15 protein-coding genes are annotated in these 24,220 nt (G+C 39.5%); 2 read left to right on the top strand and 13 right to left on the bottom strand.

Translation table 11 applies throughout. The annotated features are described in order from the left end of the window. The first annotated feature begins 2 nt into the window (after nucleotides 1-2). Nucleotides 3-1,040 carry a tyrosine-type recombinase/integrase gene (locus AB4111_RS11855; RefSeq protein WP_442031772.1) on the top strand — a complete coding sequence of 346 codons (1,038 nt, stop codon included), beginning with the start codon at nucleotides 3-5 and terminating at the stop codon, nucleotides 1,038-1,040. 64 nt (nucleotides 1,041-1,104) lie between these two features. Here AB4111_RS11855 and AB4111_RS11850 read toward each other — a convergent pair whose 3' ends face one another. Beyond that, the gene (locus AB4111_RS11850; protein WP_442031771.1) at nucleotides 1,105-1,431 is read right to left on the bottom strand and encodes a hypothetical protein; all 327 of its coding nucleotides are present in this window, start codon (nucleotides 1,429-1,431) and stop codon (nucleotides 1,105-1,107) included. Nucleotides 1,432-1,561: 130 nt separating this feature from the next. On the opposite strand from AB4111_RS11850, the gene AB4111_RS11845 reads away from it, so the two are divergent. Continuing rightward, the gene (locus AB4111_RS11845) at nucleotides 1,562-1,903 is read left to right on the top strand and encodes a helix-turn-helix domain-containing protein (protein WP_442031770.1); all 342 of its coding nucleotides are present in this window, start codon (nucleotides 1,562-1,564) and stop codon (nucleotides 1,901-1,903) included. 46 nt (nucleotides 1,904-1,949) lie between these two features. Here the strand turns inward: AB4111_RS11845 and AB4111_RS11840 are convergent, their stop codons facing one another. The 12 genes from AB4111_RS11840 to AB4111_RS11785 form a co-directional block, all read right to left on the bottom strand. Then, nucleotides 1,950-2,789, bottom strand: a complete 840-nt coding sequence (locus tag AB4111_RS11840) for a hypothetical protein (protein WP_442031769.1) — start codon at nucleotides 2,787-2,789, stop codon at nucleotides 1,950-1,952. Nucleotides 2,790-3,335: 546 nt separating this feature from the next. After that, nucleotides 3,336-3,638 carry a hypothetical protein gene (locus AB4111_RS11835; protein WP_442031768.1) on the bottom strand — a complete coding sequence of 101 codons (303 nt, stop codon included), beginning with the start codon at nucleotides 3,636-3,638 and terminating at the stop codon, nucleotides 3,336-3,338. 353 nt (nucleotides 3,639-3,991) lie between these two features. After that, entirely contained in the window at nucleotides 3,992-5,842 is a 1,851-nt protein-coding gene (locus AB4111_RS11830) for a DUF3732 domain-containing protein (protein WP_442031767.1), read from the bottom strand. After that, nucleotides 5,839-6,327, bottom strand: coding sequence for a three component ABC system middle component (locus tag AB4111_RS11825; protein WP_442031766.1), 489 nt, complete (start codon nucleotides 6,325-6,327; stop codon nucleotides 5,839-5,841). Before AB4111_RS11825 ends, AB4111_RS11830 begins: the two co-directional genes overlap by 4 nt. Beyond that, nucleotides 6,324-7,562: a hypothetical protein gene (locus tag AB4111_RS11820; protein ID WP_442031765.1), complete on the bottom strand. Its 1,239-nt coding sequence runs from the start codon at nucleotides 7,560-7,562 to the stop codon at nucleotides 6,324-6,326. Before AB4111_RS11820 ends, AB4111_RS11825 begins: the two co-directional genes overlap by 4 nt. Before the next feature lie 297 nt (nucleotides 7,563-7,859). Beyond that, nucleotides 7,860-8,429 carry a hypothetical protein gene (locus AB4111_RS11815; RefSeq protein ID WP_442031764.1) on the bottom strand — a complete coding sequence of 190 codons (570 nt, stop codon included), beginning with the start codon at nucleotides 8,427-8,429 and terminating at the stop codon, nucleotides 7,860-7,862. A gap of 408 nt (nucleotides 8,430-8,837) precedes the next feature. After that, nucleotides 8,838-10,676, bottom strand: coding sequence for an AbfB domain-containing protein (locus AB4111_RS11810; protein WP_442031763.1), 1,839 nt, complete (start codon nucleotides 10,674-10,676; stop codon nucleotides 8,838-8,840). A 351-nt stretch (nucleotides 10,677-11,027) separates the two neighbouring features. Then, nucleotides 11,028-17,636: a LamG-like jellyroll fold domain-containing protein gene (locus AB4111_RS11805; RefSeq protein ID WP_442031762.1), complete on the bottom strand. Its 6,609-nt coding sequence runs from the start codon at nucleotides 17,634-17,636 to the stop codon at nucleotides 11,028-11,030. A 311-nt stretch (nucleotides 17,637-17,947) separates the two neighbouring features. Continuing rightward, on the bottom strand, nucleotides 17,948-18,880 hold the full coding sequence (locus tag AB4111_RS11800) for a glycosyl hydrolase (protein ID WP_442031761.1): 933 nt from the start codon (nucleotides 18,878-18,880) through the stop codon (nucleotides 17,948-17,950). Nucleotides 18,881-18,920: 40 nt separating this feature from the next. Next, entirely contained in the window at nucleotides 18,921-20,342 is a 1,422-nt protein-coding gene (locus AB4111_RS11795; protein WP_442031760.1) for a family 43 glycosylhydrolase, read from the bottom strand. Nucleotides 20,343-20,389: 47 nt separating this feature from the next. Beyond that, entirely contained in the window at nucleotides 20,390-21,796 is a 1,407-nt protein-coding gene (locus tag AB4111_RS11790; protein WP_442031759.1) for a glycosyl hydrolase family 28 protein, read from the bottom strand. 21 nt (nucleotides 21,797-21,817) lie between these two features. Next, nucleotides 21,818-24,211, bottom strand: coding sequence for an alpha-L-arabinofuranosidase C-terminal domain-containing protein (locus AB4111_RS11785; RefSeq protein ID WP_442031758.1), 2,394 nt, complete (start codon nucleotides 24,209-24,211; stop codon nucleotides 21,818-21,820). Nucleotides 24,212-24,220 lie beyond the last annotated feature (9 nt).

The following is a 24,220-nucleotide window of genomic DNA, read 5'->3' as shown; positions in this document are numbered from 1 at the left end:
TTATGAAGGTACAAGAATATCGTGATTTAGAAAAACTATCAGACATAGCAAATGAGCTGCCTCAGGTAGTTACTAACTTTATTGAGCAGAAGCTAGATGAGAACGTCTCGCCTTCAAGTCTATTAGAATACTCAAGGGATTTTCGTATATTCTTTAGTTGGATCAGACCAAAGCTTTGGCCATACGTTGCGTCTGAAAGTGAGCTGAAATTAGAGTTGTTTAATGATATTAAACGTGAGCATGTGGAACAATTTGTTAACCATCTATATGTTTCAAGAAATTTGCAATATAGCTCTATGTTGCGTAGGTTTAACGCATTACGTTCATTATTTAGCTTTATACATCTCGAGTTTGAGATCAAGGGGGTTCCAGTTTTACGCCGTAATTGGTTTGCTACATTTACAATGAAGAGGCCCAAAGGTCCAATGGAAGTCGCTCGTCAGATGCAAAACAAAGTTTTAAGATTTAATGAGATCTATCAATTTGTTCAATTCGTTCAGGAAGGAGTTTCTGAGCAGAATAACCTCCAAGCTCAGTGGTTCTATATTCAAAATCGAGCCAGAGATGTGAGTATTATTACATTACTTTTGGAATCCGGCTTAATTGTAAGTGATTTAGTTAATATGGACATAAATGATTTAAATCTGATCGATAACTATATCCTAATCACGAGACAACAAGCCAAAGTCAGAATGAGACATAAAGTTATGTTTGGAGAAAAAGCTAAACAATACCTTATTGAATACATGAATACTAGAACGAAATTTTATAATCCTCAAAATGAGGAAGAAGCATTCTTTTTAGCTAAGAGCAATGGTGAAGTACACGGGAAACGAATTTCTAAAAGGACTATTCAAGTTTTTGTTAAAAAGTATGCTTCAAAATTCGGTGCCTCTGAAGTGACCACTAGGCAGCTTACCCATTCTTTTCGTCTACAGTATGCTGAAAAAAATACTGTGAGAAACACAAAGCAGCAATTGGCTCAACGTAATATTGAAGCACTGGAGAAGTATTTAATTTTGTCTAGTATTATCAAATGACCATCATTACAAGGTGGCCTTACCTAAGCCAGATAAGGCTCTTTTGGTTTTTCAAATAAAGCTCCTAGTTGATCTGTTCAGTTGTGTTTTTCTTCAGTTCCTTTAACTGATTTAATTTCTTATGATAGTGTTCTACTTCTTTCAAATTCAAATCTCTAACATTAAACCATGTGGCCAGACTTACCTCCTGGTGTTTTAAAGATATAATAATTATGGCTTCATAATAGTTGTGTAAGTACACTACGGGTATTTTCCACTCTCCTTCCTCTCTCGCTAGCACAAACCATTTCTTCTTAATCACTGCGCTGTTCGTGTATAATCTGCCATTAAATTTAATTCCTTGAGCTGTTACGGTAGCAATTCCAACATCTGCTTTTATATGATTTGTCATCCTCTCCACCTCCTTTATCATTTATGTCCAGATAAATTGATATATAAACTTATCATTTTAATTAAATAATCTATATACATTAATGTATCGAAGGTTTCCCATTGTTTAGACTTAATTTAGAGGTGTAGCAATGAACGAACCTGTTTTAAGATTAGTAGGGCAACGTGTTCGCGAATTACGGAAAAAACAAGGATACTCGCAGGAAGAATTAGGCGAAATGGCTGGTTTTCACTTCTCCTATATTGGGGGCGTTGAACGTGCCGAGAAAAATATTACCTTGTTAAATCTCCAAAAAATTGCGGATGCTCTTCAAGTCAATGTCCATGAACTCTTTTATTACAGCAAGTATGTTAAGAATGGAAAAAGTGATAAAGAGAAATTGCTAAACGAAATCAATGAGAAGCTTTGGCCTATGAAATCTTCCGATCTAAAAAAGGTTAACCTGCTCTTATCTGAATTTTTTGATAGTTAAGACAAAGAATGCCATGTCAGAGACATCGGCATTCTTTGTTTCAAATTTATATTTCCCACGCTGCTTCACTTTGTAAATTAATCCAAGAGTATCTATTATTCTGCTGAACTAATCCCTCCATCATATTGCGCTCACTTTTTAATGTTAAAAGCAAATATTTCGTTTGGATGTTCTCCACCTGTAGATGCTTATACACTTGTGACAATGAAAAGTATCCTTTAGCTGCATATAATCTTACTTGTTCCATATTAATCTTTCCACTTCGTCGTAGCAGCTTCCCCCCTCCCATTTTATATGCAGCATCGGTATCAATGTTTGGATCTGGAATTACTACACTTAGCTTCCCTACAGGTAAGGTTATTTTGTGCTGATTCGTACGCAACATCTCTTTACATGCCAGATTACGTATAGATTCCCACTGTTCAAAAAAGCTAGAGTAGATCCTTTTATAATGCTTCCATTGGTCTAAGAGCTCGTATATATTTTTGTTGGTTATATTCTTTCTGTATACGCTGAGTTCCCCTTCATTGTGTCCACCAATTCCTCTATTTGGAGTAAATCTTAAATATTCATTGCCAACCTTACAGAATTCTTGAAGCAATAATTTCTCTGTCTCATTTAATTGTTTTAATTTAATCCGGACCACTTTAGACAGAACTCCATGATTTTCTAATAAGTCGAACAATTGTGTATTTTTTATATCATATTGTTTATTTGCAATGAATTTTCCAACAAGACCATGCTCAGTCCACTCGAGTCGTTGAAGTCCTAGGGATGATTGATATTCACCAATAGCTTGTCTCAGCAATTTTACTTTTGAGCCTGAACTGTACATTTGCTCATAATTTAATGATTGAACAAAGTGATTAATTTTTTCTATGCTCACTAATTTATTCTCCTTTGCTTCAGCAGATTAGTGAGTGTTATTGACTGTTTTTATAAATATTATTCAAAGTAAAGAGTAGTAAGTAAGGGATGTAGGTTGCAATGTATGGATAAATGTGCCTATCAGAATCTATTTTCCTCGAATGTACTTTCATTCTATATGGTTTAATATGTTATGGGATAATGGCTGATCCCCCCATTATTGAGCAAAACATCCAATCCAAGATTGTTAAGCGTACTAAATTATTCAATCTAAACTTGTAGAATTCAATTCAACTAAGCAATTGTTGTTACCTTCCACCTAGCATTATTTTATGAAGCTAAATGAGTTCTGAAATTAAGTTCTTTCAAAACTTCTAATTTCGTTATGTGCTAACTAATTCACCATGAATTAAATTAGCATTATGCAATTAAGAATTATTTTATTGAGAAGATTTCTATCTCAAAAATGGATTAACTGAGGTAAACATCAACATGATTTGATGCATTCGATATCAAATTTAAAGAAAAAGTCAGCATTTAAATGCTGACTTTTCATTGTAATCGTTTATTTATCTTTGAGGAAAGATGGTATGCCATAGTTTGCCTTTCGCTGGTAAACAACGGTTACTTCGTGATCAGGACCACCATCTAACGAAGGAGCCATGAGTTTCACTTTTGGGAGGTCACCAACTCGCTGTTGTTTTATAAACTCTTCATTCGTTTTACTCATTTTAATCCCCCCATAGAAATAATTTAATGTGGTGATCAGTTCTTGAGTTTCATCATCTAAAGTAGCAAACTCTTCAATCGAAACTTCTTCCTGATCTCGGATATAAAGAGTGAGAAAGTAAAGGATAACACAATTCATATGCAGATTACACTCTGCGATAATATTTGAATGTCAAATTAAACAAAACATACCAACCCTTTAACTTCAAAGAAAGGTTTACCCATTTAGGAGAAGAAAACAATGGTTAAATGCATTATAACCACCCGATGTGGTTATATACCTTATTCTGCTTGAACTCCATGTTCATGTGGGCAATTCAGTAATATCACGTTGATAGGTTCAGTAATCATTAAGGTTACATCAACTTTCACTTTGCTACACAATATGTCATTTTATGAGGGTAACCTCTTACCGAATAATCTACCGTTAAACTCAACTCAGATCTCATTTTGAAGTTTGAAGCGTATATTTTATGCTTAATTAGCTCTCAATTAATTTAATTTATCTTCTTCTCGGATTAATTTATTTTCACCTATGAATTCCTCGACTAAATGAATGTTCTGCAAATTATTCTCTTCCCAAATTTCTTTAGGTATGTGTTCAACTACAATAAACTGAAATTCACTCTGAATCTCCTCGCGAATCCGTGTAATAAAATTGTTCAATATTGTAAAAGCAGTCGTTATTTTATGGCGATCATTAATCTTTTCCTTTGAGTTATCATAATATGGTCGGCTCGGTTGATCCAAAAATAAAAATGCAGGAATATACGGGATCTTCTGTCTAATAAAGAGCTCATGAAGGCCTAAAAATAAAGAAAGATGCAGAAACAAATGGTTAGAACTGCTACCTACAACACGTTCTACTTTGGTTGAGTGAGGTTCTTGCAATTTCAGAAATTTATCTCTATAGTCAAATGCTGCACGATAGCCCTTGTAGTTTTCAAGAGCATCTCCTGCTTGATCCAGATATACTTGGATTAATTCTTCAAGCAGACGTAAAACAGCTGCTTTTTTCTCTTCTCTATTCCCAAGTTTTTTCTCCAGTTCCGTGATGTCTTTTTTTAGAAATTTAACAGATGAGTCTGGATTTTCATCTTCCCACTTTTTTTCATAAAATTCGAGTTTAGTTTTTATTTCTCCAATAAGTACATATTTCTCTTGATCGCCAGATAATGCTTCAATTCTTTGAGGATATTTCTCCATTTCTGTTTCAATTGTCTTCAACTCAGAAGTCAATTGCGAAATTTTATTTTTAACACTAATTCGTACAGGAGTTTGCTTGGTGATTGCTTGTTTTATACTTGTCAATTCGTTCTTCAGCTGTCCAACGAACTCTAGCACCAACGGTACATCAATTATTTCTGAATAATTTTTGTGGATGTAATTGATTGGACGAAGACTATCTTCATTTTGCTCAAGTACAGCTTTGTAATTATTGTACTCACGTTCAAAACGCCTAAACTTCTTTATTTGTCTTGATAATTCCCAATGTCTTTTTTCAAGTTGATCATACTCATTGACTTGTGTAGAAGGGAGAATCTTTGTTTGCTGATAAACAACCTCTTTTAACTGACGTAGCTCTGTATCAAAGTCTGATGGGATATCGCTTAGCAATCCATGCTCTTTTGCTCTTTTAATAACTTGCTGCATATTTTGTTCAAACAAACGAGTTTCTTTATCGTAAGCTGTAATCTTTTTTTCAATCCGCCTTAATTCAGTTGTAAGTTTATTGATGTGCTCCTTAATTAACGTACCCTCGACAGAATCAATACCAATTGACAAATCAAAAATTCGATCCAATGCTTCTTTATACCTGGATTCCGTTTGTTTATCAAAGAAAGTCTCACTATTAACGATTGTGTTTTCGTTTTGACTGTTAAAGAGTAGAAAATATCGGATGGAGATCTTTGTACCCTGCTTAATCGTCTTGCCACCGTACGGGATGACTACTTTGTCATGAATATCAAACTCAACATCAATGAGACTCTTCAGTTCATCCTCATTAATGCTCTTTTCCGGTATCTCAGGTATCTCTCCGCTTCCTGAGAAATAGTAATTATCTGAAATCGTACCATCATCAGAGATACTTTTTCTGCATATTGTAAATGTTTTATCATTTATACAGAAATTAATTCCATACCACTCTACGTTCTCATTAATAATTTTCTCAGGGATGCGGGGATCGCTACCAAACAGACAATACTCAATAATTCCCCAGATTACCGTTTTACCCGTGATGCTCCCCCCAGTTATCACATTTACTTTGTTAGGTTTGAATTTAAGTCTGCGAATATTTCCATTTTTCATCCAAAGTAATATTTCGTTAAAGTGAAATTTCATATATGCACCCTCAATTGTAAATATAAGTTTTCTACGCTCATTTCCAGCATACTTGAGATTTTTTTTGATGCTTTTATGACATCTTGTGCGCGCTTTCCTAGTCCCCTATTGTTAAAATCAAACGAATCATTAACATATTCGATAATTCCTGCATCATTCTCTAGTACCCTGATTTCATTGAGCAATACAATAGAGTTTATGGAAATTGGCAGGAGAGAAAGGTAGCGTTCGTTAAAGTTGGTAAGGAGATTCTCTTTTTTTGCTATTAATTGTTCAATACTGCGGACATTTGAGTTTTCACGCTTCAATAAGATTAGTGTTTCTTTGTGGGCCATGAGCGGCAAAATAAGTAGTGCCTTCGAATAAGATAGCTTTTTTGAATGCTTGAGCACCGATGCAATGGCCACTATTCCGAATGCCTCATTGTTAAACATATATTTAGAGTTAGGTACCGGATCAGTTGAGTTAAGTTTGTCAATACTCATTTCTTGTATCTATCCTCCCAGTCAGGCAACCAACCAATACTGGGCCGATCCGAAAGTGAATAAAAAAGCCCATGACTTAGGGGTGTCCCTATTTTTTGGTTTTGTAATTCTAGCTCTAAATCTCTTATGCTATCAAGACAATCTAGCGCACTTTCACTAGGTGTTTTTGACGTACCACTTCTACGGTGAAACCGCCTAAAGCTTGTTTTCCATTTTGCTATACTGTCTTCTTCAAATTGTCTGCGTTCGTCCTCCGTTATATATGATTGCTGAATCCAGCTTTCTAAGTGTTTGGATAGTCGTAGTTTATCTGTCGTGAATTCAGCCATGATGACAGTATCTGTTGATTCTACATCTTCTATATCAACTAGTTGCTTTATGAAGATCTGTTCCTCAAGTTGATCCGGCAAAGCGATTCTAAAATTTCTGTTAGGTAAGATTTTGCTTCTTGCATTGTGAAAACATTTGTGAAATCGTTGTTTAACTTCATCGAAAGTTATCTCTAGTTTTTTTCCCTTTTTCACTTCACTAAATTTCCATACGCTCATTTGGCTGTTTATGCAGTTAAAAACATCATCGATTCGACTATCATCATCCTCATAAATTTTCTCAGCAATTTTTGTTCTGACACTCTGTATTAAATCGTCCTGATCCAATTCAAACTTTAATTGCGGGATAAAAGATTTTAGCCAATCATCCGACTGTTGACTTAACGAGAGCATATACGTTTTCAGCTTGTTCTCCCGCTCCGTTGAATCTTTTAGAGAGGCGATTAACTGATTCATATAAGCACGCAAGTCTAACAGTTTCAATTCTCCGTTCTGACATTTTCTTATATTTACTAAAAATGAATTACGTTCGTTATCTTTTTTGTTTGAAGCAAGTACAAACTCGGTTTTGGAAATAAATTCAAGTTGTTTCGGCAATATATCACGTTCGCTCGCGACGTCATTGATAACACTTATCCAATTATAGATGGTTTTCCAAAGATCAAGATCACGCTCAGTAAGATTAACAGGTTTATCTTTTGTAGTTGTTTTTAGTGTGTGCTTTGTCTGAATCAAAATTAATTTTCCATCGACCAACTCAATATGTATGTCATCCTTTACCTCATAGCCGAGTTTTTGTCCTTTCTTTAGCTCCAATAACTTATTTAAAAAATAGTAATACTGATACTCAAACCCAATTGTTGTTTTATCTGCGGCAGTTAATTCTTCGTGTGTTTTATCAATCATTCTAATCCCCCGCTCCTTTATAGCTTTACCCATTATAATGAGACACTATAGAGAGAGAACTACCTAAAAATATTCGATTCATTTTGTCTTAATTCCTGCTTTTACGACAACTCATAGAAATGGTGGATTACACTTTGTTACCAAGTTTAGACATGATTGATTAATTTTTTTTATAATTCCGTCTAAAAAACTTATATATCAAATTAAATCCAATGCAATTATTTTTATGAAAAGAAACAACTAGTAAAAAAGTGGTTTTGAGAATTTATCTTGGTGCATCGATTGCTTGTAAATGATCTAAAAACCTAATAAAGTCGGTATTCGGTATCCTTTCTCTTCAGAGATTCTCACAAATGAACTCTTAAGTAAATGGTCTTCACTAAACATCTCTTTTAAAGCATCTTTCAAATGCCAAGGATGATCTCCAATGAAAGTAAGGGACAAAGCCAAAACAATAGCTTCATCTAGGCCATATTTTTTAATGTACCAAACAACTGTCCATCTCTTGGCATGATTTGCATATTCAAATGAACTTATATTACGTTCTTCAAAGGCAATCCGTTTAAAAACTTTTGGAAAACTTTTCGTAATTAATGTACTCATATCCTCTTCCCGGATAGATTCAGGGAATATAGTTTGATTAGATTGTATTATACTCTCTAACGCCTCTTCTTTTTGTTCGTTTGGTATCAGGTCATTTCTAAGCAGTGCAGCTAAAATACTGGGATCGAGCAAACCTTTAAACCAAAGATTTCGAATGTACTGAGGATGTTCTCTGAAATATAGCACCTTACTAGAATCTGTTTTAAAAAATAGCACTACATAATCTTTTGTTCTCCAAAAGGTGGGCAGCCATGGTTTTATCAAAACGTTCGCTTAATCCAAATAGTTTCAACCAGAAATTGATTTTCCGTTCAGATTCATATGAAATATCTATAAATGTATCACCTAATATCTGATAGCCATTCTTGAATTTTCAGTCTCGTTAAGTCTACACCTTTAGTCAAATAAAATTTGAGATAATATGCCCTAAAATAGTATAGCAAAAATAGGATGACATGAGTTCGAAATTTCGCATAACTTGAGTTATATGTAGTTTAAGTTTTCATGGAAACAAACTAATGCTTCAATTGCCACCCTGCTCTCGATCACACTGAACAAATGCATTAGAACAAAAATATGAGCGGTCCGCTAGCCTTGCGGACCGCTCATTGCTTATTGAACAAGCGTCTCTCGTTGTGTAATCAATACAGATCAATTTACGAACTGAACATTTTATGGCGTAACTTCAGCGAAAGTGGCATCACCATTAAAGGTTGTTCCCGATCCACTCTGGGCATGCATAAGAAAATCGGTATGACGGAGATAGCGGGTGGAATCAGTCCACATCTGATATGAATACATGTTTGAATCCGCCAAGCCAGGTACTCTACGGAAAGTAGCATTATTTTTGAATGTGCTAGTGTTATCATTCACATCTATCCATACTTCTCCATTTGATCTTACATTGAGGTAACGTCCAGGATAGTTGACGGACTCAAAGGAGAAACCTTTCGAATCTGCTAAACCCGTAACAATTCTAAATTGAGCATCTTCAACGGGTGTTACATTTGCATTTAGATCTAATGCAGCTCGAAAACCAGAATGTCTTAAATAACGAGTTGGATTGTTATAAGATTGAAGGCGTGTTACTGGAGACAGGGTATATAATAATACTCCATCTCCGATATAATCCTGACTTGCACCTTCTGGATAAATCAAGTTATAGGCTTCCGTCAAGTATTTAGTATTTTCATTCGTTTCCATATCCGTTCTTTTTTCAATATACTTGTAATAGCCGTAGACAACACCGAAGCCATTGTAAAAGGCTCCACGATCCACTGTAGAAGGTGCAGTAAAAATGTGCCCAGTTACTGTTTGGTTCCCATACGTAGGAATATAAGTTACATCATATCCCAAATTATATTTGGTCAAATAGTTGGCACCATAGAGCAATCTATCATTAAGGAAATTGAACATATTTACACTATTAGAAGCTGTTGAAATAGTACCTAAGACAGGATCTACTTTCGTCCCTTGGATGTAGGAAGTAATTGCCGTGTCTGCGAGACCGCTAATATTATTATATGCATGAGCCTGATCCCGTCCCATTTCAACTAATTGAAGATTCGCTGGAACCGTTTCTCCTGTAGAAACATTGGTTGTTACGGATCTGATCTGACTGATAATAGATCCATCTCGATTGTGAGGATTGTTCACATCTGCAAAATCGTAACTGCTGCCATCCTCCGGATTGGTTGTGGTTCGCTGAACGGCGAGAGCATAATCGGCTGCATCGTTTCTAAATATAGCCGAAGACATCATGGCCATTGTATTCATGCTATGCTGATTCATGAAATGCCAAAATCGATCGTACTTACTTTTCATTAAGTTAAGGTAGTTGGTAAACGTCACTGTATCGGCTTCGGTCCAGTTATAATCTTCAACAGTGCTGGATGAAGAGCGCAAAAGATCAGCTACCATAGCGAATTTAAACACAGCCAAGGACACTCGGATTTGTTCATCATAGATTGAACCGATGGACGTAGCTTGCATCCAGCGTCTAATGATGTAAATTGAATTTTTCCGATAACTCTCGTCCCCTGTTACATACCACATAATATACTGTGCATATGCAGTATCTGCATCTTGTGCCATGTTTTTAATGATATTTAATCCCGCCGACGGATTACCGCCGCTTGGAATCTCATAGGGCTCTGTATCACCCAAGACGATTCTCAGCGGATTAGGCTTTTTTTGTGTTTTCCCGTAACTACTAAATTGAACAAAAGCGCTAGCCCACGGTTCGTCACCTGCTCTCACATGACTTTGCACATTGTCCAGCATAGCCTTTGATACACCGATTCCAGGATGAGTGAAGGTTAAATTTCCTGATACTATTTTTGTTTCAGTAATATTGGGTACATTATTTGTTAGCAGTGCATTAATTGTATCCTGCACAGCCGATGTAGCTTTTTGTGCCCGGACCTGCGGGATTGGCACAAAAGTTACAATCAGACTGATAACCAAGCTCACTAAAATGAATTTCTTTGGAATCAATCTTCTTATTCTCATAATATCCTCCTTGAATTATAGAAATTTATTTAGGTAATATATATCCACTTCCGATTCAGCATCAATATAACCACTTTCCATTTGAGGTTCGTTCCCATTCCAAAGTAACTCATTGAAATGAAACGCTTACAATTCTTTCTAGAAATTCCCTTGTTTTGTGATGGCCAATGCACTGGACATAGAAATGGCCAACTAAGATCTGGCTTGCTAGATATTGGGTTTCTTCACTTCACGACACAATGTCCTTGTCCCGTTTGTATATATTACTTGCATTCCTTTTTATTTCCTATAAACAATCTTGCAGTTCAAGCAGATTAACCTCTGCTTGAACTGCATCATTCTCAAGATTCCTTACTTAACTGTGACTGTAATTGTTTCACTAGAGGTCTCGCCCACTGAATTAATCAGCTCTGCGCGATATTTATAAACCCCTGGGGCATTTCCGGTAATTTGAGTACTTGCTTTTTGAGCGTTAGGAGTAGCTTTGTTGAGCGACTGGGTGTCAATCAGCACATCGTTCTCAAATAGTCGGTATTCGGAACCATTCGTTCCCCACCAAAGATTCATCGCGATAACGTAATTGTCATCTTCATCCCAATTGTCGTGGGATAGCACTGGTACGCCCGGAGAAGCGTCTGTAACTGAAACGACCAGAGGATCGGATGTTGTAGTACCAAAGTTATTTGTCAACTCCGCAGTATACGTGTACGTCCCGTTTTCTTTTCCGGTAATCTCTGTCTTTAAAAGTTGAGCTGCCGGCGAATGATCTGCCAACGTCTCCGTTTGAATGAGAACACCATTCTCGTATAGTTTGAATGTTGTACCATTATTTCCCCACCATAAGTTTGTTGTAATAGTGTAGTTTCCATCTTTTATTCCATATTCATGTCCATTGTTGCTTGATAGCACAGGTTTTCCTGGCACACTACTGGCAAGCGGGGTAAGTTCATGTAACCATTGAGCCCACCGTACAAGAATTTCTGCCTCATTAGACTCAAATACATTACCGCTTAGGTCATTTACTTTACTAATGTACGTTTGTAGCACTTGACGAGCTTCTTCACCTTTGTGTTGTTCCGCCTTCAGTTTTGCAGTGTTCAACTGCTGCTGAAGCTCCTCTATATCTTTATGCGACATCTCGGCTTCGGCTGCAAACGTACCCGTTAACGCAGATAAGCTCTCAAACGTGGCAACTATATTGAATGAGTACTCCGCAAACCCTCGGTGTCCAGCTGCATCCTCTGCCTCAATGGTCAAAGTATGAATACCTGGGTTAAGTGTATATGCATTAACGTTAACAAGAGATTCATTGTATGTCGTATCCGTAACACTAGATACATCGTCTTTTGTACTCCACGTGATATTTGTCTTTTGATCAATGGTGAACGTCTCACTGCCATCAATCGCTACTTCTGGAGCTGTAAGGTCTATCTTGAGTTCAAGGGATTTAGTTTCATCTTTGCTATTAGCGGTCCGATACAGTACCTGGTGAATTCCTTCATTATCAAGGACAATTGGTGCACTGTAATCCTCCCAGGTGTTTCCATTATCCAAACTAGTTTCAGCTTGTGCTTCAGTAGAGAGAGTCAACGTGACTGGCGAGATGTACCAGCCATCTTTTCCATCGGGTTTAGCCGGCTCAGTTGTTAATTTCAATGATTCCTCGTCTGTTTTCCTGAAAACAGCCTTCAAGTTCCAGTCTCTGACTACATTATAAAACTTAGCTCCTCCCAGATATCCTCCAGCATAAGTTGTCAGATTAAACTTAGGATACTCTGTCCACAAATAATCTGCCGTTATTTCATACGGAGTGGAAGTCTCTACCCATTTTACAAACTCATAGCCTGGTGCTGCCTTGGCTACAACCGTCACTGCTGTTTGATCACCATTTACCGTTAAAGTTGTTCCTTCTTCACCACTTGGTTCAGGAGCAGGAGGAAGGCCGTTCGGATTAACATACACTAACGTTGTCCCTGCTTCAGGATCACTTGTCGTTGTCGTAATTGTGTACGTAGGATCGAATTCCTCTAAGTCTTCACCGACCTCTCCAAACAAACGCAACTCTGAAATATTCCCAAACCAGTTTCCACCATTGATACGGAAATATCGGAAGGAAACATCTTTATATTGCTCCATTACCTCAACAGATTGCCATGTATCATAATTGTAGAACTTGGATACTTCCGTAATTGTTCTCCATGTCACCCCGTCGACAGAAGCACTAATACTTACAGCTGATGCTCTTGCCGGCAATCCGCTACGATTCAGGATTTCAAAACGTTCAAGTTGCATCTTCTTTAAGCTATTCTGTGCGCCGAAATCAAGCGAATAATACCCATACCCGGATCCTCCAGCTCTGACATCAGCAAAAGTCGAGATTTTCCCATCAAACAAATAAGCCTTCTCAGCTTCTTCAAGTGTATTATCTGAGCCAGTAAAAAGAGATTCCGTTGCTACATTAATTTCATTTGAGGTATTGGAGATTAACACTTTTTGGCCAACCTCGACGTCATTCATGTTGGTGATAAATTCCTCCGGATAACTGTACAAGGTTTCCGCATGAGTTCCATCTGCAAAATCATAATCAATTGAAATAGCAGCGTACCCTGATTTCGATCCCGCATGAACAACATACTCTGCTGTATAAGAGCCGTCATTATTGTCCGTTACATTAACTGGCTCACCTTGGATAGTCGCTTTGATATTACTGATATCGCTATCCGCTTTAAACGAGAGAATTACTTTATCTCCAATGACAGCCCTTGGCGGAATATCCAAAATATCTTGAACAGGTGCAGTATTTTGAACATTGAGTTGAATTTCATTCACTGCGTGCCCGGTTTCGTAGCGATCACCAAATATATGCAGTTCAGAAATGACAAAAGGCTGATCCTCTGTATAATCGTCCTTGTTTAATACACCAGCTGTAACATCCTTCATACGGTAGTATCGGAATCCCGTATTCTTATACTCTTCCTTGACCGTATAGGTAGTCCAATTGGTTGTTAATTCCGAAATGTCTTCAGATATGGCTACCCAGTTGACATAATCGTTGGATGCAAGGATAATTGCCCCCTCTGACCTTGCCGGAAACACCATGTCTGGCATCATTGTTACACTACTAGGTTTCACCCTAAACTCTTCTCCAAAGTCGATCGTAAACATTTTGTTTCCCGCAATCCAGATCGCTCCGGTACCTGTACCGAGGAAGTCCACTAACAAAGAAGGATTAAGGTTGGCGCTGTCGGGTGCACCAATGGCAATGCCAGATAAATCAAGAGCTCCATCCGAAAGCAAGGGATTTAAAAGCCGAAGTCCATGGGCCGCTTCCTTCAGTTCCAACAGTGCTTGATACTGAGCGACAGCATCACTAGAATTTACAAGTGCTTTTGCTGCATCATATTTCTCGTGGAATACGAGATAACTAGGAGTTTCATACTTTTGATCCGGATCGTAATTCTCTGTCACATTCTCTAATGCTGAGCTATAGTTACCAGTGACAGTAACAGTGACAGTCAGCACGTTAACAGCAGTCCCATTGGATGCCGTGACATAGAAGGAGTAATCTCCGCTAGAGATGGATGCTGGAAGGTTCGCTGATAAAATGCCTTGTTCATCGACTCTCAAGTCGCTATCGCTTACAAATCCACCACTATCTCCAACTATACTATACGTAATATTCTGTCCTGAATTAGTTGTAGGGTTAGAAATATCGTATCTTATCTGCGATGACGAATAAGCATCGAGGTGAAGTGAGTTTACCTTCCCCTTGAATAGCGGAGCTTTAACTGTTGTACTATTGAGTAGAAGATGATCAAGCTCCACAAGTCCTCCTTCTTCACCAGAGACGTTAAAATAAATCATAGAGTCTGCTTGAAAAGCAGCATCAGGAATATTGGCTAGATTGAAAATAACATACTGCCATTCTCCACCAGTATCAGGCAATTTTACCGTGGTGAATGGATCTTGATCGATATTTGACTGAAGGGACAAAGTATTTAATCCGTTACTCTTGATACGTAATGCCAAATCTCCATTGCGCCATAATCCTAGTCCGTAAACAGCCATTTGTGCCCCTGATTGTTTGGTTTCCACACGGATTGATTGTTCAGTCCTTGTAATCCCATCATCAAAAGGTGTGTACCGTTTTTCAAGTTCGTAAGGCACCGTTCCGCCGTTCTCATGATCCACAACTTCAGGAGCAGCTGTACCTAAAGCACCATCTGGAATATCTAGCCACGCATCGTTGACGGTTAACCCATAAACATCCCAATATCGATTTAAAGCTTCGGAAAGGTATTTGAAGTCTGGATTATCATCTGTATATCCCTTTCCATATTTGTAAATATAGTAAAAGTCATCACGCCCCGAGAGACGTCCACGCCGGTCTGCGCTAACTCCAGCTCCTTTACCATCGTTAAAAGGCACATCGTAGCCAAGGTTATATTTGTAGTAAAAGTTAGTTCCCTTGAGCAAGCGGTCTCCCAAGAAAGAATATACATCTACGCCGCCATTGGACTTAGTTGCGGTACCTTTGACAGGATCAAGCAACGTACCTTGGGCAGATATGATGTCAGCCAGAATGGCCAAATTAATAACGTTGTCATAGGAATGCGGTTGGTCTCTGACCATTTCTTTCACTGCTACGACAGGTTCATCCAGCACATTCCCTTTACTGTCCTCGGTAAATTCAAACATGGCATTGGCTATTGCCCCGTTATGATAGGCATGTTCAGCTGGGGTGCTCGCATTAACCGTTGCCCACTCCAACACTCTCTCATAATCCTCCCTACTATCCATGAATACATAAGAGGACAGCGTACCCATTACGGACGTCTGATGCTGATTCATCCAGTTTGTCTTGTTCTCCATCCAAAGACGAAGTGCAGGTTTTTGAAAATTATCACTATATTTTTGTGAATATTCATCCTTCCACTTGAGTTCTTCACGAGGGGAACTTGTATAACGCAGCAATTCTGCAGCAGCGTTCATGTAATACATAGGGCGACCTTGATGTATGTGGGCATCTGTAACATATTTCGCTTTGGAAGGGTCTAAATCACTCCAAAGTTTAATAATCCTCAGAGCTTTCTCTCTATATGCATAGTCCCCTGTCATAAAATACATAATTGATTGATAATACGCTGCAGTTGCATCTTGTGTCATCTGATTATTAAAGAGGTTTGTATTATAACTATCATAGGAGAAGTTAGGTACCAGATGATCGAGGTCCGCATTCGGATTCTTATCATTACGAATAGCATAACTTTTTGAGGCAAACTCACTTTTTGCAAAGTTCGTATAATAGTCATACCAAGGCTGTTCTTTGTTCTGGATATGTTGACGAACGCGCAGTAACTCGTCCGGTGCAACACTAATTGCAGGATGTGCAAGTTGCGTATTTGTATTATTGATAAAAATAGGTAAAGGCTCTGCCAGATTCTGAATAGCAGTGATAAGTTCCTCGACTGCTTTATCGATGGCCTCATGCGAAGCAGTAGAATCATCAACTAACGCTTTCGTACGCTCATATACTTCCAAGAGGTGGTTCCATGTCTCATCGGAGTAGTATTGTTGTCCCTTAGCAATGATTCTACTTGCTTCTCCGAGGGTAGCGTTAATGTTGGAAGATTTATATTCGGTAAGGATATCAGTTTCACTTAATTGATAGTTGTAGATATGGAATTCATCAACCAGTCCACTGAACAATGCATCTGCCTCAAATTGGCTCTTTCCGATATAGTTGAGACTTGGCTTGATATCGCTCGGTTTAATCGAGACGTCGCTGGATGTCTGTAGTTTACCATTCACGTACAATGTCGCCTTACCACTCCCAAGCGTTACAGCAACATACGTCCATTGATTTACAGGAAGCGCAGTCGTTTGTACCATTTGCTCGCTATTGCCATTTTTAATTGCAAACCTCATATTATTACCTGTTTTAGGGGTGAGGAACATATACTGATTCGTTCCTGTACCAAAATCAAAGATACGCTGCCAATCCTTGCCCCCTTTCCAGTTAACCCAAGCGGAAATAGTCATTTCATCCGAGGCTGAAAGGCTCCGATTGGATGGGAGTGTCACATATGCATCTGTTCCATTTAGCGAAATTGCTTTTCCGACTACACCATCAGTGTAACTAGGAGTTCCAGACACAGTTCCGTTAGCCGTTCCATCTGCGCTGTCGACGTTCTCATCTAATGGATATTGCGTGGAGGATCTTTCTGTTTGAGTTCGACTATCGTTGTACACCGTCTTTATCGCGTCTTCATCCAAGGCACGATTGTAAATCTGAAACTCATCAATCAATCCACTATACAATGCATCAGCGGAGAATTGGCTCTTGCCAATATAATTGACTCCAGGTTTAAAGTCACCAGGTGTTATCGTGATGTCATTAGTGGCTTTTAACTCTCCGTTAACGTATATTTTTGCCTTTCCGTCTCCCAAGGTTACCGATACATGAGCCCACTGTCCCAAGGCGAGTGAATTGGTTTGCACGATTTGCTCGTTACCACCATTTTTGATTACAAACCGCATAAAATTTCCTGCCTTCGGGGTAAGGAACATGTATTGTTCAGTCCCGTTTCCGAAGTCGAAAATACGTTGCCAATCTTTACCACCCTCCCAATTGACCCAAGCTGCAACTGTAATTTCACTATAGTTCGCTAATGAATGGTCAGCCGGAAGCTTTACATAAGCATCTTTTCCATTCAAATGTATCGCTTGACCGACTTGACCATCTTCATACGCAGGAGTGCCGGATACGATCCCGTTATACTGTCCATCGATACTATTAACATCACCTTCGAATGGATAGAAAGTCATGTCTTCCGTCTCATTGGAAGTCTTTGTAGATGTCGCATTTACCACTTGCGAAGGTATCATTGTTGTAAGCAGTAAGACCAAGGCAACAAATGTTGCTAACGCGCGGTGCATATTCCCTTTTTGAGTTCTCATTCTTTCCTCCTGGTGTTCATATTGAAAACATCCTTCTCGAATCTCTTCATTCCCTTGAACTTGTTAACGAAAGGCCAGCCACTACTCTAAAGAATTGAAAGGATGATTAGCAATGTTCACCTCCCCTTATATAATAAAGCGCTTACATACTTATTTTAGAAATTATGCATTGTCCTTGCTATCGCAATTATGCAAGATTTCTTGTACTTTTTCGTTTTCAAAATCATAGACCTCACTGTAGATAATCTATAAAAAAGACCGCTCGATGTGTGAGCGGTCTTAGAGAATCACTATTATGGTACGAACTCTCGTCAATCAAGTTCAGGCGTTAAATTCAATTTAAAAGGCTTATCACGGTCACATACGAGTACACCATCTATTACGTCCAGACGGGCGACCTGTATCACACTACGACGGGTTTCATACGTTTCTTTCAGGCCTTCCTTTTCCAATGTTCGTTCCGGGTGGGTGAAATAAAAAATGTAAGCTTCCTCACCCTGCACAACAACATCAGCATGTAAACCTATCGTACCATCATCCTCTCGCATTCCAGGCTGATCAAGAATGATTCCGTTTCGCTCCCAATTATTCAAATCGTTGGAGCGGAATACACCTTGTCCTCTCCACTCGTCAATAATCATCCAGTAACTATCTTTGAATAGGAATACGTTTGGGCCTTCATGAGGATAATCGTTGAAAACAGGACCGACAACTTCCCAGTCGTACAAATCCATACTATCAGCAGCATAGGTATGAGAACCGTTCGCTTCATCTTTATACCACATTCGAAAACCGCCGCCAGGAAGCTCATGGATACAGGCATCTATTATCCTATCCGAGCTAAGTTTGAGCTTGGAGTGGAATGTCCATTGGATTAAATTAGAACTCGTATAGTGCAACATATCCCGACGATTACCAGCCCATCCGGTAGGAACTCCCTGGATATAACTGACGAACATGTGATAAGCTCCGTCATGCCAATAAATCTCGGGTGCCCAAAACGTGTTGCGTCCCCATTCAATATCCAAACCTTGAATCGTCCCACGGTAAATCCAGTTATTCCCTCCGTCTTTCGAGGAAGCGACACCAAGGTCAGTTCCATGTACCCAAGCGACCCTTTCTCCTTCAGCAGTTGCTCTTCTGTTCGTGTAGATCATCCACCATTCGCGTGCTTCTCGGTTCCAGACAATCACTGGATCTGCTGCTCCGTCGAAGATTGGATCGCGGTACAAAGGTGCTTTCATGAGATTCAACCTCTCTTTATTCAAGTATTTCGCAACCTTCTTATATACCCGGGCGGTACGTAAATTGATTAAATTTAACCTTCCCTGCTCCAATGGCATCTAGCGCTATACGTAAACTCAGGAAATTCCCCAAAACATTGTGATGAAATCCAGACATCTCATAGCTGTGGTCCAGTTTAGTCCAATCCTTGTTTTCACTACTTTGGTACGACAAGCTAATTTGATGCTCGTCATTGATGATTCGTAGCCTTACAGGTTCACCAGGGAGAATCGGAGTCCGCTCACTCCGGATATGGTTACGAAAGGCATAAATCTCTTTACCATCAAAGCCAATCCCATAATGAAATCCAGGTTTATAGAACAATCCGAGCATGCCTTCAGTACCTTCTTCCACTGTCAAAGTAACCTCGGCAGTGTATGAATGATCTTCAGGAATACATAATAATGGGCATGATCCTTCTTTGGAACCAGCCGTAAGAACAATAGCATTGTCTTCAATGTGATACTCTTCCAACCGACTTCCATCAAAGAAATGCCAGTGAAGTCCTAACTTATCCGAGTTTTTCTGTATCAAGTTCCTATCTAAGTTGTCCTTATTTTTATTTGCATCGTCGGTTGCTGAGTCAACGTGTCCAATTGCAGTAAACCAACCATTGCTGCTCCAAACTACAGGCTCAATCAGAGTTTGTCGACCTAGAGTATGATATCCTTTTTCATAGGCGTGATAGACGATGTACCATTGTCCTTCAGGTGTGTCTACCAGTGTTCCATGGCCCTTGGACCACCATTTTTCGCTGCGATGATTTGTACGAACAATCGGATTGTGGGGTGAATTCTCCCAAGGTCCATCCAGCGTTCTCGCGCGTGCAGAGATAATCATATGACTCGTAGCAGGTCCAGCAGTCCCTCCCTGAGCACAGGTCATGTAGTAATAGCCATCTTTATAAGTAAGCTTTGGGGACTCAAGATAAAATCCCTCAGTCAACCATTCTTTGGGATATCTCCAACCTGCATATTCTTGGGTTAAATCCCCAACGGTAGACCAGCCGTCTCGTGACAATTGGATTCTGTACCCCTCGGATAAATACAGGAATCTGTTCCCCTCTTGATCGACCACATGCCCTGGGTCGATGTAGCCAACCTTCAAGTCTATGGGGTCAGTCCATGGACCTGAAGGGTGTTCCGCAGTAACCACATAGTTGCTACCATTCGCCGGGAAGTAAATATAATAAAGTCCTTCATGGTATACCATATCTGGTGCCATAATAGAGCCACCTAAGTTCGAAGAGATAGCATGCCCTATAGGTTCCCAATCGATTAGGTTTCGAGAATGCCAGATCAGAAGTCCAGGAGTATACTGAAATGAAGAATGGGTCATATAGTAATCCCCTCCAACTCTGAGAATCGAAGGGTCTGGATAATCGCCTGACAATAAAGCTTGAATTCCATTTATTTGCGACATAACTAGCCTCCAAGGGGGATTTCGAGCGAGTGCTGTATTACAGTCACTTATAGCAATTTAATATTTTGCACATACGAGTTAATATCCAAGGCAGGATGGTCTCTTTGGGTTATCTTCTCCATTCCAATGTGAAGGTTCTTAATCGTAATGCCGTTAACTATTCGTTGATCGTCAAAGCCATGTATCCTCGATGGGTTAGTCGCTGATCCCAGGTAGTGAATATCCGATAATAAAACATTTTCAACCCTTCGGCCTGGCTCTGGATTGTAATCTTGATTATGCACCACACGTATATCGAAGATTTGGCCGACTTCAATCGTTTCTATGCGGATGTTTCGGAAAATGACATCTCGCACGGTGTTGTTGTCTCCGGAATTAATGGCCATGGCACCCCAATAATTGGGCTGTGGCTCATGATGCTCTAGAATATCGATATTCTCGAAACATAAATTCTCAATAATATCGCCGTTGAAATCATGATCTCCATGTATTCCGATCATTACAGGGTGTGCAACATCTGCCCAGAGTGTAGAGTTACGAACTGTAATATTGCTTGTACTGCCGCGGAAATTCCAGCGTGAACCATATATGGCGATACAATCATCAGAGTTACGCATGAATACATCTTCAATGGTGATATGATTGCTGGCCATCATATCGATTCCGTCAGACCATCCCCTTGAACTGAATGCTTTGAAGTTACTGATTGAAATGTTTGAGGATTCACCAATGAATATACTGTAATGTGGTGGGTCAATAACGGTAATACCTTCAACTGAAATGTGCTTGGAATGCACAATCCGGATGCCCCGAAAGGCGGAGAACCGATGAAAGTCAGATAAGTAGATCATTCCTCGCCCACGTATAGTGACATCTTGTACAGATTCACAAACTAGCGATCCAACTAGCACCGCCCCTCCTGCAAGGTACACTGTTTTACCTGCAGGAATGGGAAGTATCGTTTCTTCGATATAATGCAGCCCCGGTAAAAAATATAGTGTGCCTGGAAGATCATGAAGTAGATCAGGAACACGGTGAATTCCGGGACGAATTAGCCGTACCTCTGTTGAGGAAGGAACCGGAACTTCTTTCTCCAACGGATTAGCGAATAAATGAAGATTACCGAATCGATCGCCGTTACATTCAATGGATAGCTTGATAGGGTGGTTCAGTGAAAACTTTATTGTATCGTCGGAGACCTCGAATGTAAGATTGGAGGATACTGGACGGATCACAGCTTCTTTGAGATCAGATCCAAGATACTTCACTGCAACCTCAACCTCTCCCTGCATATCAAAATAAGCCATCGACGATTCCCGCACGTTATGCATATCAACTCGTACTTCATACACCGATATATTCTGCCACTCTCCGCCAAGGGAACGGACATGGACACTAAAATCATCTCGCAACTTAGCTCCTGTTGGGGCATCATAAGTTATAACTTGACTCACAGGCTTCCCCTTTCGTGCATTTTAGTCTTTTTTAATCCGGAATAATGTAAACGAATGTTTTGGGAATGTATGATTCAATGTTGGACCAGACAATTTTGCTTCTCTATGACTTGGTTTAATGTTTTCTGGCTCTTCGAATGAGTTCACGGCATCAAGCGCATAACCCGACAGCTCATAAATATCAAATGATTGGTGTTCGGGATTTATATCATTAAACTGAAGTTGCGCTTCTACATGAGTGTCCTGTACGTTGACAACTTTAACAATGATATCTCCTGTTACTTCTTCAATACTTGCCGAACAGTACAAAGGCTCAATAACTGGCACTATATGCTCGACTGTATTCATCTGCTTGCCATCAATAAAGGTGCTTATCGTACGGCCTTCGATACGAACTTCCAAATCATACTCTACGTCCTGTTCAATGCTAAGCATGCTTTGCGTAAGACAGGATCTTGTTCCACTTGACATGGCATGGATCATAGATTCAGTATTCGTAAAGCTCCCAACCTCCCACATGGTATAGTTGGATTCATCCTGATGCCCGAAATACATAATAAATCCACGAATTCCGTTTTTCTTAGTTGCTTTTGTGTGGAAAGAATAATTCCTCCAGTTTGTTTCACCTACTTCTATTTTGCGTCCAAGCTGAGTTGAATGAAGGCGATCTTCCTGTGACTCGCTCACCTCTACCATGTCTGATAAAAGCCTCTCCTCACCCGTTTCATGATTTACAATGCGAATTTCACGATATTCACAGTCATTAAGATTTGCCCCCACGAGGAGCTTACCTTCCAACTTTTCAGGATTGAATGCAGGTTGCTTGGGTTCATCAAAGCCCTCCGCACTAACTCGTACTAAGTGATCACCTTGATGGCGCATGAACATTTGCTGAACATAATAGTTGGGTGTGCCAAACACCTGATGATTATTAAACCAGATCATATCTGGCTTCCAATTCACGTAGTCAACATTACTGAGAAGTGGTGCATAGCATGCCAGACCAACTGCATGGGCGTTTTTCTCTAAGCCAGTCATAAAAGCAGCTTCCACCAACGCGTTATAATACGTATTGCCCCAAGATGCATATTCACCTAAAAAGACCTTTGGATCATCTGCTTTGAATGAATCATATCGGTGATAATGAGCTAGCATCCAGTCCGGAGACATATAGTAATGCTCGTCCACATAATCTGATCGATTCTCTCTGGCAGATTGCCATCCTCGGTCGTATTCACTGCCCGCTGCAAAAGGACCACTGGAATTTATGATCTGAATATTGGGATATTTTTCTTTAATCGCCTTATGAAAATAGGTGTACCTTTCAAAAAACGGTTCCCCAGTTTCTTCATTACCGATGGCAATATATTCAAGTTGAAACGGTTCGGGATGACCAAGTTGCACGCGTAAGCTTCCCCATGGGGTTGTATCATCGCCTAACGCGAATTCGATCAGATCCAAAGCGTCATCGATCCATGGTCCAAGTTCATCAATAGGAACAATACGCTGGTGGTGAGGATCATATCCCCCTGGCAAAACAGGTATTGGCTTCGCACCGATGTCTTCACAAAACTGAAAATATTCGAAGTAGCCTAGCCCTAGGGTCTGATGATAATGCCAGTTATTTCTGCGTGGAGGTCTATGTTCGATTGGGCCAATCGTATTTTTCCAGCGATACATGGAATTCCGATCATTTGCATCTAAAGAGCCGTCATGAACCAGGCAACCTCCTGGAAAACGCATAAATTTTGGTTTCAGATCAGCAAGCATCGTTGCAATATCCTCTCGAAGTCCACCGGGTCTGTTCAAAAAGGTGTTGACTGGGAACAACGAAATCATATCCAAGTACAGGCTACTCTTTCCTTTCGTTACTAGCACTAGACGACCATTGAAATCAGTCATTGATGAAGTGAGAACGACTTCATACTTTATCCACTCTCGGGAGGTAACTGTTATCTCCGCTTGGTCATAGATTTTCCCATCTACTCCTTCCAGAGTTACTACGACTGGCTCATCAAAACTCTCGGTTCGTTTAGCATACATTGAGAAGGTATACGATTCATGTTTACGGTAAGGTAACCCTGTGTTGAATCCAATGTTTTTGATGCCCACCCCTTCACCTGCTGATAAAATTTCAACCACAGCATAATTTGGATTATTGGGGTGGATTGGATTACCAGACTCTACGGATAGCGTACAACGGCCTTGACCAAGCTCGACTTTCTCCCATGCTGTTAAACTATGATATTCGCTGTTATCAATAGGATCGAACTCAAAAGAACGGTTACGAACCATTTCGGCATAAAGTCCACCATCAGCAGCGTGGTTAATATCCTCAAAAAACAGACCGAAGAGATCCCCAAGCGCAGCTCCCTGCTCTTTTGTATAAACTGATATAATTCCTTTGTTACTCATTTGTCATTT

Source organism: Paenibacillus sp. 2KB_22 (genome assembly GCF_052115745.1).
Taxonomy (GTDB): Bacteria; Bacillota; Bacilli; order Paenibacillales; family Paenibacillaceae; genus Paenibacillus.
The sequence above is the reverse complement of the archived record's forward strand: the minus strand, read 5'-3'. Positions and strand labels throughout refer to the sequence as shown.

Coding starts and splice junctions, on each gene's coding strand:
- AB4111_RS11855 (WP_442031772.1), top strand. CDS start 3: ATGAAGGTACAAGAATATCGTGATTTAGAAAAACTATCAGACATAGCA.
- AB4111_RS11850 (WP_442031771.1), bottom strand. CDS start 1,431: ATGACAAATCATATAAAAGCAGATGTTGGAATTGCTACCGTAACAGCT.
- AB4111_RS11845 (WP_442031770.1), top strand. CDS start 1,562: ATGAACGAACCTGTTTTAAGATTAGTAGGGCAACGTGTTCGCGAATTA.
- AB4111_RS11835 (WP_442031768.1), bottom strand. CDS start 3,638: ATGAATTGTGTTATCCTTTACTTTCTCACTCTTTATATCCGAGATCAG.
- AB4111_RS11830 (WP_442031767.1), bottom strand. CDS start 5,842: ATGAAATTTCACTTTAACGAAATATTACTTTGGATGAAAAATGGAAAT.
- AB4111_RS11825 (WP_442031766.1), bottom strand. CDS start 6,327: ATGAGTATTGACAAACTTAACTCAACTGATCCGGTACCTAACTCTAAA.
- AB4111_RS11820 (WP_442031765.1), bottom strand. CDS start 7,562: ATGATTGATAAAACACACGAAGAATTAACTGCCGCAGATAAAACAACA.
- AB4111_RS11810 (WP_442031763.1), bottom strand. CDS start 10,676: ATGAGAATAAGAAGATTGATTCCAAAGAAATTCATTTTAGTGAGCTTG.
- AB4111_RS11805 (WP_442031762.1), bottom strand. CDS start 17,636: ATGAGAACTCAAAAAGGGAATATGCACCGCGCGTTAGCAACATTTGTT.
- AB4111_RS11800 (WP_442031761.1), bottom strand. CDS start 18,880: ATGAAAGCACCTTTGTACCGCGATCCAATCTTCGACGGAGCAGCAGAT.
- AB4111_RS11795 (WP_442031760.1), bottom strand. CDS start 20,342: ATGTCGCAAATAAATGGAATTCAAGCTTTATTGTCAGGCGATTATCCA.
- AB4111_RS11785 (WP_442031758.1), bottom strand. CDS start 24,211: ATGAGTAACAAAGGAATTATATCAGTTTATACAAAAGAGCAGGGAGCT.